The 12,115-nt window shown below is 33.5% G+C and carries 15 protein-coding genes; 11 read left to right on the forward strand and 4 right to left on the reverse strand.

From position 1 onward, the window contains the following. Nucleotides 1–12 precede the first annotated feature (12 nt). Complete coding sequence (locus D1869_RS13245; RefSeq protein ID WP_156015543.1) at nt 13–393, forward strand: hypothetical protein; 381 nt, start codon at nt 13–15, stop codon at nt 391–393. Here the strand turns inward: D1869_RS13245 and D1869_RS13250 are convergent. Then, nucleotides 358–1,071, reverse strand: a complete 714-nt coding sequence (locus D1869_RS13250) for a sugar nucleotide-binding protein (protein WP_156015991.1) — start codon at nt 1,069–1,071, stop codon at nt 358–360. The genes D1869_RS13245 and D1869_RS13250 overlap by 36 nt on opposite strands. A 37-nt stretch (nt 1,072–1,108) precedes the next feature. Here D1869_RS13250 and D1869_RS13255 point away from each other — a divergent pair, with 37 nt between their 5' ends. Next, nucleotides 1,109–1,471 carry a hypothetical protein gene (locus D1869_RS13255; RefSeq protein WP_156015544.1) on the forward strand — a complete coding sequence of 121 codons (363 nt, stop codon included), beginning with the start codon at nt 1,109–1,111 and terminating at the stop codon, nt 1,469–1,471. Here D1869_RS13255 and D1869_RS13260 read toward each other — a convergent pair. After that, the gene (locus D1869_RS13260; RefSeq protein ID WP_156015545.1) at nt 1,450–1,875 is read right to left on the reverse strand and encodes a hypothetical protein; all 426 of its coding nucleotides are present in this window, start codon (nt 1,873–1,875) and stop codon (nt 1,450–1,452) included. The two genes, D1869_RS13255 and D1869_RS13260, sit on opposite strands and share 22 nt — an antisense overlap. Nucleotides 1,876–2,014: 139 nt before the next feature. Here D1869_RS13260 and D1869_RS13265 point away from each other — a divergent pair, with 139 nt between their 5' ends. From D1869_RS13265 to D1869_RS13290, 6 genes are all read left to right on the forward strand, one after another. After that, nucleotides 2,015–3,391, forward strand: a complete 1,377-nt coding sequence (locus D1869_RS13265) for an MFS transporter (protein WP_156015546.1) — start codon at nt 2,015–2,017, stop codon at nt 3,389–3,391. 129 nt (nt 3,392–3,520) lie between these two features. Further along, nucleotides 3,521–3,823 (forward strand): PaREP1 family protein, encoded by a 303-nt coding sequence (locus D1869_RS13270; protein ID WP_221267140.1) that lies wholly within the window; start codon nt 3,521–3,523, stop codon nt 3,821–3,823. Between the two features lie 62 nt (nt 3,824–3,885). Continuing rightward, entirely contained in the window at nt 3,886–5,118 is a 1,233-nt protein-coding gene (locus D1869_RS13275) for an RNA-guided endonuclease InsQ/TnpB family protein (protein WP_156015548.1), read from the forward strand. Between the two features lie 61 nt (nt 5,119–5,179). Next, nucleotides 5,180–5,362: a hypothetical protein gene (locus D1869_RS13280; protein WP_231113631.1), complete on the forward strand. Its 183-nt coding sequence runs from the start codon at nt 5,180–5,182 to the stop codon at nt 5,360–5,362. Between the two features lie 26 nt (nt 5,363–5,388). Further along, the gene (locus D1869_RS13285; RefSeq protein ID WP_156015550.1) at nt 5,389–5,691 is read left to right on the forward strand and encodes a nucleotidyltransferase domain-containing protein; all 303 of its coding nucleotides are present in this window, start codon (nt 5,389–5,391) and stop codon (nt 5,689–5,691) included. Nucleotides 5,692–6,439: 748 nt separating this feature from the next. Then, entirely contained in the window at nt 6,440–6,730 is a 291-nt protein-coding gene (locus D1869_RS13290) for a hypothetical protein (protein ID WP_052846793.1), read from the forward strand. Here the strand turns inward: D1869_RS13290 and D1869_RS13295 are convergent. Then, a complete protein-coding gene (locus D1869_RS13295; protein WP_156015551.1) occupies nt 6,727–7,641 on the reverse strand; it encodes a 2-oxoacid:ferredoxin oxidoreductase subunit beta in 915 nt (304 codons plus the stop codon). The two genes, D1869_RS13290 and D1869_RS13295, sit on opposite strands and share 4 nt — an antisense overlap. Continuing rightward, nucleotides 7,628–9,514 carry a 2-oxoacid:ferredoxin oxidoreductase subunit alpha gene (locus D1869_RS13300; RefSeq protein WP_231113632.1) on the reverse strand — a complete coding sequence of 629 codons (1,887 nt, stop codon included), beginning with the start codon at nt 9,512–9,514 and terminating at the stop codon, nt 7,628–7,630. The genes D1869_RS13295 and D1869_RS13300 overlap by 14 nt, the downstream gene beginning before the upstream one ends. Before the next feature lie 61 nt (nt 9,515–9,575). Here D1869_RS13300 and D1869_RS13305 point away from each other — a divergent pair, with 61 nt between their 5' ends. The 3 genes from D1869_RS13305 (at nt 9,576) to D1869_RS13315 (ending at nt 12,115) form a co-directional block, all read left to right on the forward strand. Further along, nucleotides 9,576–10,481, forward strand: a complete 906-nt coding sequence (locus D1869_RS13305) for an ABC transporter ATP-binding protein (RefSeq protein ID WP_156015552.1) — start codon at nt 9,576–9,578, stop codon at nt 10,479–10,481. Next, complete coding sequence (locus D1869_RS13310) at nt 10,459–11,292, forward strand: ABC transporter permease (RefSeq protein ID WP_156015553.1); 834 nt, start codon at nt 10,459–10,461, stop codon at nt 11,290–11,292. The genes D1869_RS13305 and D1869_RS13310 overlap by 23 nt, the downstream gene beginning before the upstream one ends. A gap of 127 nt (nt 11,293–11,419) precedes the next feature. Next, a complete protein-coding gene (locus D1869_RS13315) occupies nt 11,420–12,115 on the forward strand; it encodes a nucleotide-binding protein (RefSeq protein WP_156015554.1) in 696 nt (231 codons plus the stop codon).

Genomic DNA, 12,115 nt, shown 5'->3' on the forward strand with positions numbered 1-12,115 from the left:
AGAGTAGAACTTATGAATATCGAAAAGCTAGAAAAATTATATTTTGCAACAGTCTACGAGATAGAGAATGCAGATGACGCTAATGATCTGCTCAAACGCGTTAGTAAGTCTTTATTCTTACTTCTTAGATTAATCTATGCAAGAAAAGCAGAAATTAGCAGATCTTTAGGTAGGGAAATAACTAGGTTCTTTTATGAAGAAGAGAACATAGAGGATAAAGTCCAGAGACTATCAAAGATTGTTAGTTTAATGAGATATGAGGCAGTTACGACGAATTTTCCTTATATCGATTTTTACATGCAGAATTTTGTGTCAGAAATGGATAGGTTAATGATGACTAAGGGCTATAAATTCTTCTTAACTTCTGACAGAAAAACCAAGACTATTCAATAGCCACGTATCTAATGAGAAATCATAATATTTACCTTCAGTTGGTATAACTTCTACCTCAAACATTTCACCTAATTCTTTACAGACTTCATATAAGCTCTTTCTCTTACCACCTAGGTTTACTACGCCTCTTAGTTCTTTCTTTACCATTAAGGAAATTATTTCACTTGCTTCATTCATTGATATAGGCGAAACATAAAAATTCGAATTACATCTAATTGCTCTTTTACCCCTTAATATACCTTTTATAAAAGGGAAAAGTAGTCCTTTATATTGCATTGAGTAAAGTAAGCCCAGTCTAATTATAAGATAATTACCAAGACTCATTATCCCAGATTCTCCTACGAGTTTTGTTAGTCCATAATAATTTATCGGATTTGGTGTGGAAGTTTCTGAGTAATATCCTTTCTTTCCATCAAATATCATGAAGGTAGATAAGTAGACGTTTACAGCTTTCACTCTATTTGCTGCTCTACCTATGTTTATTGCATACCAGGTATTTATGTTCCAAGCCAAAGGCCTATTATTATTTGCCTCCAAGTAAGGTATTTCAAATGTGTGAATAACAACATCTGGTCTTTCTTCAAGAACTTTTTGAGGAGAAGTTATAACTATGACTTTATCAAAAAATTTGGCTATGTTTTCTCCTAACTCCCCTTCAGAAGTAATTCCTACGAGCAACATATATATTTATAAACGTAAAGTAAAAAGTTTATACGTGAACGACATAATAGAGAGGTTCGTAGAACTAGAAGAAGGAGATGAGAATGAGGTCAAGTTACTCAAGAGTTTATGGAGTGATAAGATAACAAAGCTTACCTTATCAGATTTTCAGACTTTAGAAATGACTGAAGGGAATGTTCTGCTTCTACAAATTCATAGAGGTAATATTATTTCTTTACTTCATAAACCTTCTGGGCTTTTCTTACTAATTTATGGTGTTAGTGGACTTGAAATAGAAACCTTAAGATACATAACATTAAAATCAAAAAATCCCGATACAGATTTTGTAGCTCTAGTCTACGAATATTTAAACAAAGGTAACGCTAGGTTAGGATTTCAACCTAATGTTTCAAAGTAGATTTGCTCGTGAAGTTCATTACAAGATGATTTATCTCCTTTTAAACATCCTCTTATTAAATAAAGGTAAAATAATATTTCTTTTGATTTTTCTGTATCAATTTTTTCTTCAATTTCCACTATAACTTTATCTAATGCAGTTGCAATTATATTCTCCTTTTCTGATATAACTTTACCATTACTAATTATCTCATCATTAGCAGTTAGAAACTTATATTGTACACCTCTTTTTGTTGCTATTCTTGAAGCGAAGATATTTTTGTATACTTTTACAAGTAATATACTTAAATTTTTATTAAATAAGATGACTCTGTTTGGACCTCTTATCTCTATAGCTGAAAATCCTTTAGGAATTCTTTTTATATTTCCATTTTCACTGATTAGGTCTTCTATTTTATAGCCCATGTGATACATTTTTACTCATAATATATATAGTTTCTCCTTTTATTCTATTTATATCTATATAGACTAATTATATAACTATAGTTCTACATGTAATAAATACATAATCTTTATAAGAATGTTAACGGGACTCTAAAGTGAAATGAAGTTATCAGATATTTTCAAACCCCTGGATCAAAGAAACTTCGATGTATGGCATATAAAGTCACTACTAACGACAGGTATGGGAGTTTTTACTGACGGATATGATCTCTCATCGGTCGGCATAGTCTTAGCAATAGTTCTCTCATCATTTGGCATAACAAGCAAATCACCAGATTACACTCTATGGCAAAGTCTAGTATCGGGATCAGCATTAATAGGTGCAGCAGTGGGAGCAATAATTTTCGGAATACTCTCTAATAGAGGTAGGAAAACATTTTACGGAATAGACGTTGCCCTTCTTTCTGTCGGTGCCCTATTACAAGCGTTTGTTTCAACTCCCTTAGAATTAGTGATAGTTAGAGGACTTTTAGGTTTAGGTGTAGGTGCTGATTACGTATTATCTCCTATGATAATGGCAGAGCATTCAAACGCTAAAGATAGGGGAAAGTTACTTGCTTTCGGTTTTGGTTTAATGTGGGGATTTGGCGCAACTACTGCAGCAGCAATAGCTCTAGGATTGGAAGCTCTTAGCGTACCCACAGATGTTATTTGGAGAGTCGTTTTAGCGGCTGGTGCAATACCATCAGCATCTGTAATTTATCTAAGAAGAAAAATACCAGAAACACCAAGATATTTAGCTAGGATTAAAGGAGATGTTGAAAAGTTTAGAGAAGTTGTAAGGACATTAGCTAATACTGATGTTCATATAAGTAAAGAATTAAAAGATGCTAATGGTTTCTCGGCATATTTTAGCAAGTTTTGGAAAACATTCTTGGCAGCATGCTTATTATGGTTCTTATTTGATATTGTAGCGTACTCAGGTATTTTATTTGGTCCAACAGCAATTGCAAAAAGTATTGGAATAAATAATAGTGCTATCTTTCAGTTCATTATAGAGTTCGGTTTTACGGTACCTGGTGGAATAATTGCATTGTTAACCTTAGATAGAATTGGAAGAAAACCTATGCAGACATTTGGTTTCTTCGGAATGGCTATCTCTTTACTTCTCTTCTCTTTATTAAAAACGAGTATACCGGCTACCACAGCACTAATACTCTATGGTTTACAGAATTTGTTTTCACAAGCAGGACCTGGTTCAGTAAGTGCTTCTGGTATGCTAGGTGTGGAACTAGCACCCACTAAGGTTAGAGGACTTGTTCAGTCTTTAACAGTAGCTTCTGGTAGAACAGGAGCAGCACTAACAGCTTTTGTCTTTCCAGCTTTATTTAATACCTATGGAGAATCTTTTGCCGTAGCATTCCTAAGTTCTGTTGCATTTGTTGCGGCCGTCTTAACGTTAATTGCAGTACCGGAGACGAAAGGAAAGCCATTAGAAGTTTCTTCGCAAGAAGATCTTATTGTTCAAGAAATCTAATTTTTTTATAAATTAATATACTTTATCTATTGGGCTCATAAATTTATTATCTTATGGAGTATAAGTATACCATAATGTTGGAAAAAAATTCGTTTAGCTCATGATGTTTACTTTGAGGAAGCTGATGAGTTGCTTTCTAGGGGTGATCTTGTTCAAGCTTCGGAAAAGTATTATAAGGCTGCAGAAGAAGCAATAAAATATTTAAGTAAAGAGAAAAATACTTCATGCTATTTAGAGTTCTTGAAAAAGAAAAGATGGAAGGCCGAATTGTTATTTAAAGCTGCAGAAGAGTTAGATAAGATATTTCCAGGGATTTGGAAAGCATGGAAAAGTGCGTGGTTTCTTCATGTTTATGGGTTTCATGAAATGAGCCTAAATAAGGAGATTATAAAGTTTAGGGGTTCAAAGGGGGCGAAAAACCTCGCCTTTTAAGGCGGGGATGGATAGCCCCCTTTGTAGAAATATTTTTTAATCCACTCTCGAACATTTTATTAATGCCCAACGTAGGGTTCCGCTTTCGTGCATATGCTGACGATCAAACAATTAGGGCGTTAAAAGCCCAGTTGAGGTTAGCATGTGAGATGTACAACACCCTACGCTGGGCAGATATCTATTTCTACCAAAGGGACGGAAAGGGTCTTACACAAACGGAGTTAAGACAACTCGCTCTAGATCTAAGAAAGCAAGATAAGGAGTACCAACAACTCTACTCACAAGTAGTACAGCAAATTGCCGATCGTTATTACGATGCTAGGGATAGGTTCTTCAAAGGTCTAGCACACTTTCCTAAGGAGAAGAAACCCCATAAGTACTACTCTCTTGTTTACCCACAAAGTGGATGGAAAATACTTGAGAGCAGGGAAATAAGGACTAAGAGTAGGAAGAATAAGAAGAAGCTGGTGTTATTGAGGTTATCAAATCTCGGCGTGTTTAAGGTCATTGTTCATAGGGACTTCCCGCTTGATAAAGTAAAGAGGGTGGTAGTTAAACTAACACGTTCAGAGAGAGTATATGTCTCCTTCATGGTTGAAGGTGTTGAATTCTCTCAACTCCCAAAGACTGGTAAGGTAGTTGCAATAGATGTTGGGGTAGAGAAACTCTTAACCACGAGTGATGGGTTCTATTTCCCTAACTTGAGACCTTATGAGAAGGCACTTGAGAAGATAAGGAAACTCCACAAGGTTCTCTCGAGGAAAGAGTTCTTGTCGAAAAATTGGTTTAAAGCAAAAGTGAAGTTAGCTAGGGGTTATGAACACTTGAAGAACTTGAGACAAGACCTCTATATGAAGTTGGGTAAGTGGTTTGCACAACATTATGACGTTGTAGTAATGGAGGATATAGATGTTAAACAACTGGTGGAGGAGTCAGAAAGGAAGTTGAGGATGAGGTTGCACGATGTTGCGTTCCATGAGTTGAAGAGAATACTAGGATATCAGTTGGAAAAATATGGAAAGAAACTGTTGTTAATAAATCCAGCATATACTTCAAAGATGTGTGCTAAATGCGGGTACGTAAAGAAAGAGTTAACTTTGACTGACCGTGTGTTCAGCTGTCCTAAGTGTGGTTGGGTTACTGATCGTGACTATAACGCTTGCTTAAACATATTGAAGAGATCGGGGTGGGAGCCATCCTTAGTGCCTGTGGAGCTCCACCCTCTACCCGTAGCGAAAAGCTACGGGCAAGGTGGGGCTATGAAGCAGGAAGCTCCGCCCTTCAGGGCGGGGTAGCTCACATGAGAGGACCGGGACTTATGAGAGGACTCATAATTTAATTAAACTCTTAGAAGATGTGATAAGAGTTACGAATAACAACAGATTAAGAGAATTACTTGATAAGGAGTCGAGCATATTGGATTTAATTCAACAAGCATATATAGGTGCCAGATATTTACCATATGAGTATAGTAAGAATTCCGTAATAGTCTCCTTAAGAATTGCGAAGGTGATACTAAATGAGCTTGGACTACTTTAAAGAGGAGTGGGAAAAAGAGGATAAACATGTTGAAAAATGCAAGACAATACTTAAAGGTAATAAAAAAGGTATGTGTAAATGAGATATCAGCAGAATGTAAAGTAATACTCTTTGGCTCTGTAGCTAGGGGTAATTACAGACTAGATAGTGACATAGATGTTCTTGTAATAGTGCTTAATATTAAAGATGAATGGGATAGGAGTAAGATATCAGTGAAATTACATAAGGCAATAAATGCGTGGGATCCTTTTGAAATTCACATTGTCACACCAGAGGAGTATAAAATCTGGTATTCTAAATTCATTGACGTATGGGAAGAGATAACTTAGCTTATTATTAAATATGCTAGTCCCTTTATCTCTTAAAACGTTATTCAAAATACAAATAACTGAGTAAATTTACATTTTAGATAAAAATGATTATTTATAAAATTATAAATTCTTAAGATATTCATTTTAATTCTAACAACTCATAAAGACTGTGCAAATAATTGAAAATTACTACATTCCTATTATTTCATATCATATAATTATGCATTAAAGGTCAATTCAAGGCTCTTTAAGATGAATGGTTAGTATAGAGTATTATAGTTCTTGGCTAATATTAGTTAGCTTGCTAATTAGATAGACGGATTAACTGTAAATACTTTATAAATTTAGTGTAATTTAAGAACTAACAATGCGGCGAAATTTCATGAGAATACAACCCAAAATCTGATCAATAATGTTCATCCTATTAAGTAGGGTAAAGTAGGTATACTAGCTTATTTATGTTAAATAAAAATTGTCCGATAAGGAATTAATAATCAAGCTTAGAATAAATCCTTACATCGTTTCTATTACTCCTAAACTGATAAGGAATTGTACATAAAGGGACGTCTTTAAGATTATGAGAAGATCACTAAGCTAAAGATTTTTAATTAGCTATCTCAAAACTTTTAAACTTTTAATTTTTTTATGTTACTCGTTTATTATTTACTCCCTTTTATTAAAATTATAATATTCAAACTTTCAAGTTTAAACACTTCAAACTAGATTAACAAAAGTTTATATTTTAGGATTCCATATTATATAGTGGATGGATATGAGTGCAACTCTAAATAAGAAGAGGAAAGAGATTGAAGAGAACTTAGAGGTAGTTTATGACGATGATGAAGTCACTGTAGTCATAGCACCAGAGGAAGATGAGCTTAAAAAAGTTATTGTAGATCTACTTAAGGAAAAACCTATGGATGTAAAGGAGATACATTCAGTATTAACTAATTTAGCTAGCGATGAGAAGATAAGAAAAGCATTATACGAGTTAGCAGAAGAAGGAAGAGTTATAGAAGACAGAAAAACTAAAAAATTTGTTTTAATTGGTAACTAAATTCTTTTGGCTTTAATAAGTTCATCAATTTTGGTAGTACTAATACCGTTAATTTCTATTTGCTGTTTAGCTGGATAGTACTCTCTGTAATTTGGTATATTTGATGTAAGTCTATCTTCAAATGTTGGTACTAATTCATTTTGGTAAAATATTCCAATAGGTATTTTTTCTCCCCATTCATAAGACTTCATTATGGCTTGTTCGAATTTTTTCTGAGCCTCCTCTTCTTTTCTTACTACTGGATCCCAACTTGGTACATTATCTAGTTTATAAACCCTTTTATCATACCATTCTTTTGTATTAATATCGTTATATGTAGGACAAGGTTGAAGAATATCTACTAATGCACTACCTTTATGAAGAATTGCCTTTTTAATAAGTTCCTTTAAATGCATAACGTCATATGCGTATCCTCTAGCAACAAAAGTATAGCCTGCAGCTAAAGCTACAGCTAGGGGATTTACAGCATCCATTATATTTGGTTTTGGTAAGGACTTTGTTTTCTCACCTCTATGTAGTGTTGGTGAAGCTTGTCCTTTAGTTAATCCGTAAACACCGTTATTATGTACTAGTACCGCAATATCAATGTTTCTTCTTCCTAAATGTACAAAGTGTCCCATGCCAATTCCTAAACCGTCTCCATCTCCAACGTTAACTATCACCTCTAATGATGGATTAGATAGTTTAATTCCAGTAGCAAATGCTATTGATCTTCCGTGTAGAGTATGGACTCCGGATATAGGTAAGTTCATGAAATGTGGTATTTTTCCGGAGCAGCCAATTCCAGATACTATTACAACAGATTTTGGATCAATTCCAAGTTCTCTTATTGCCATCTCTTCAGCTCTCAGTATTCCAAAGTCTCCACAGCCTGGACACCAATCTACAAATACAGGTTTACGCTCCACCATACAATACCACCCTTTTCTCATCTCTTTCTAAAATCTTCTTTATACCTTCAATTACTTCTTCCCTAGTTATAGGTCTTCCGGTCCATTTTAATATATAATTTGTTGCGAATATCCCAGTTTTTTCCGCTAAAACTTCAGCTCCTTGTGCATTATAATTATTTTCAACTGCAATTATTTTACTCTTCCCCGAAAGAATCTTTTTCATGAGATTTTTAGGATAAGGATTGAACATCTTAACTTGAACCATCATTGTTTTAATACCGTCCTTACTCAATTCTTCCATTGCATCTAAAATTGCACCCTTTGGTGAACCCCACGTTAATAGGACAATATCAGCATCACCTACAATATTAACCCTTTGTTCCTCTGGAATTTCTTTATCTGCAGTTTCTAACTTCTTATTTCTCTTTTCATACATCTTCATTCTATTTATACTATTTTCTGTTATATGCCCTTCTTCGTTGTGCTCATCTCCAGTATAGAAGATACTAGCTTGGCCAAGGAATACCCTAGGAGATATACCATCTTCAGTTACTTCAAATCTATTAAAGTAATCACTTGTTGGTTTTACTATTTTTCCTCTTTCAATTACGTAAGGTTTATTACTTATCAATTCCTCTTCAAACACTGAATATGCATTGGCTAAAGTCTTTTCTATTATGTGGATAACTGGTGTTTGATATTTCTCAGCTAAATTCAGAGCCCAAATTGCATCCCAAAAGATTTCTACGTGATCACCAGAGGCAATAACGATTCTTGGAAACTCTCCATGACCAACATTAAGGGCAAACTTTAAATCTGCTTGACCAGATCTTGTTGGTAATCCAGTTGCTGGGGCTCCACGCATATAATAAGTAATTACAACTGGGACCTCATTCATCCCTGCCCAACTTATTCCTTCAGACATTAAAGAGAATCCAGGTCCAGAAGTTGCTGTTGCAGATCTAACTCCAGTTAAGGCTGCACCAACAGCCATATTTATTGCAGCTAATTCGTCTTCGGCCTGAACTACAACTACTCCTCCCTTCCTTAATTCGTTTCCCTCAACTATCATATCTAGGTTTTGATTAGCCTCAATATATACACTTTCATCTGAGGCTGGAGTTATTGGATAATATGACTGGAATCTTAATCCTCCGGCTAATTTTCCCATTGCTGAAATTGTGTTTCCGTCTACTTGAATTCTTGGCTTTTCTATTTTATATTCCTGTAATTTATACACGTTTGGAACAGAATTATATCCTAATTCGGCCGCCATAGTGTTAAATTTAATGAAGAGTTCATTCTTAAATGTCGAAGAAATTGCGTCTTTTAAATAGTCAAATTTTAGTCCGAGTAGACCATAAGAAGCTCCTACAGCTATCATATTTTTAGCCCTTTCAACTACGGACATAGGAACTTTGAAAGCATCTGCGATCTTCTTTATCAATTCTGTGTAATTAAATCCAATTACTTTAACTCCTCTTCTCTTTAGGTATTCTAGTATATCTTTTATAGTAAATCCCAGTCTCTCTTTACTTAACGCTTCTTTTACTTGCTCTGCCATTTCTGGTTCCATTGATTTAACTAAGTCGACAGTAGTATTTTCGTACTCAACGTTATAGATTAAATATTCCTTTATCTCTGTGAAATGTTGGAAGACGGTTTCAGCGTCAAAACTAGCTAAAATATTTACATAAGATGATAAACTTCTTATGGGTTTCTCACTAATTACTACTTCAAAATAACTATGTCTCCCCTTTATATTAGAGTAATATTCTCTATTTCCAAAAAGATAATATCCAGCTTTTGCTACAGCGTTACCGAAGATGTTTGCTGAAGTATCTACTCCAAGTCCTTGTGCTCCTCCTATCATCCAAACAATTCTAGTCATAAACTTTCTCTCTCATTTGAAAATTATAAGGTTTTTTTATTCTTATTCCGAAGATAAATTAATGATTAATGTATTTGGGCTGGTAAAGAAATATAACAAAAAAGAAGTCTTATCTAATGTTTCTATAGAAGTTAATAAAGGTGAGTTTGTATCATTAATTGGTCCTAATGGTGCAGGAAAAACTACATTAATAAGAAGTATTTTAGCTTTGATAAAACCGGACAAGGGAGAAGTGAGAATAATGGGTAAAGATCCCTTTAAGGATAAGAGCATCTTTAAAAATCTTGGATACGTGCAAGAGTTACCAAATTTACCTCCCTTTATGACTGGAAGGGAGGTATTGATGTTATCAGCTAAATTAAAGGGAGCTAAAAAAGATGATGTAGATGAGTTGCTAGACATTGTTGGGATGGCCGAATTTGCAGATAGGCAAATTGCTAAATATAGTAAAGGAATGACTCAAAGAATAGCTATTGCTGAAGCATTATTAGGAAATCCGGAAGTTATGATACTTGACGAGCCCAATATAGGTATAGATCCAATATTTAGTGTAAAAGTTAGAGAGATGTTTAATAAGTTAAAGAAAAACGGTTCTTTAATTTTAATGACGTCACACGAGTTAGAGGACGTTAAAAAGCTCTCTGATAGGGTTTATATGATCTATAAGGGTAAAATAGTTTTTGAGGGTAGTGTTGAGCAACTAGTTAGAGAATTTCTCGGGATAAATGTAATTATTGAGACTAATGAAGTCGAAAAGGTTCTTAATCTAGTTAGTTCATTAGAATATGTAAAGAGAGTTTATAGAGAAAATTCAAGAGTTGTTGTATCTCTTTCACAAGATAAAAGAGAGGAATTGCTCAAGTATTTAATTCAATCTAACATTAGCGTTAAAGGTTTTTATTTAGATTTAAATTTAGAGGAAGCTTATGCTAGGGCGATAAATAGTGTTGGAAATAATGCTTTATGAGTGGAGAAGGGCTTTTTCGAGAAAGAAAGTTATTGTACTTATTGCTATTTCTTTATTCTTTGAAATAGCTGTTTATCTTGCTGTAGCTTTTGTCCCATCAGAGAGAGTTAGAGTCTTGCTCACGCCTCTTTATCCTTATATGTGGGCATTAGGGACTCTTTTACCTCAAAGTCTTCTTCTTCATTTTTTAGCAATATCTATATCGTCTGGTTCGATGTCAGAAGAGTATGAACAAGGCACAATAGATTTCTTCCTTACTAAAGCTATAACTAGATTTAGATTTATAATGGAGAAATGGTTAGGCTCATTTATATTATTATCCTCTATTTATGGTATAATGGTTATCCTCTCAGTAGTTATGTCCTATTTGTTATTTGGCAATCAAGATGAAATTGGAATTTTGCCAGAAATAATTGCTTCTGTACTTTTCTCTTCATTAGTATTTTTCAATATAGCTTTTATGATAGGAGAAATGTTAAGGAGAAGTAGTCTATCATTCATAATCTCAAGTTCTTTGCTTATTGGTTCTATATTAGTTTCCGATGTACTAGAGTTTATTGATATATTAACGCATTCAGCACAATATGTGATAATAGCTGAGTATTTGCCTTCATGGGGTGCTACACAGCTACCTTTTATAATAGTTTCTAATTCACCATTTAGTATCATAGTTCAAGCAATTGATTTACTTCCTTCAATATCGACTGATTTGATTTCTGCCTTAATTTCTGTCTTAGTTTACTCTTTATTTACTCTCTCACTAGGAGTGATAAGTTTCTTATATAGAGACATACCTAAAAAAGTAACTTAATAGTTCCTAATTCTATTGTCTTTAATCTCGACATAAAAACAGCGAAAAAAGACGAATAATGTGAAGAAAAGGAATCTATATGTTATGACTAAGATTTAAAAGTCTAAAAAAGAGAAATATAATAATAATGCTTGGAATTAATATAATAAGTTTAAAAGGAGGTATCGGGAAATCATTTATAGCTTTTCAATTAGCTAAAAAATTATCAAAAAATAGAAACGTAGTTATCATAGATAGGTCATTATCTAGAACTCTTTCAAATTATTTTAATATTAAAGACGAATTCCCTAATGGGGATTATAAAAAAGATATTGATAATATACCTCTTGTAAACCTAGGGTGTTCAAAGAATTTTCTCTCTTTAGATATTGGTAAAATTGTTGAAGAATATAGGAAATATAAAGATTACGATGTAATAATAGTAGATAACCCTCCTCTTTTCTCTGATGAATGTTTTGAAAAAAACTTAATAGCATGGATAAATGCGTTTAATGAGTACTCTTATAAGGCCATACCTATTTTGGCCCCTCCTGACGAGATAATAGATTATACAATGAGACTTATGTTACCTATAAATGATTTTCTTTCTGATATTATACAGAAAAATCTAGGTTTCAAATCTACCAGATTGTTTAATCCTTTGGCAATAATTGTAAATGAAGTCACTGCATCTTATCAAATTAATTTTGAAAACATAAGAAAATACTTTAGAGATACTCTAATTATCACTATTCCATTTGATAAGAAAATTCTCTTAAATCCGTTTAACGTTGATATAAAAGAATTAGATCCATTAGTAGAATATTTAAGTACTCTAATCTAA

The organism is Sulfurisphaera ohwakuensis (assembly GCF_009729055.1).
Taxonomy (GTDB): domain Archaea; phylum Thermoproteota; class Thermoprotei_A; order Sulfolobales; family Sulfolobaceae; genus Sulfurisphaera; species Sulfurisphaera ohwakuensis.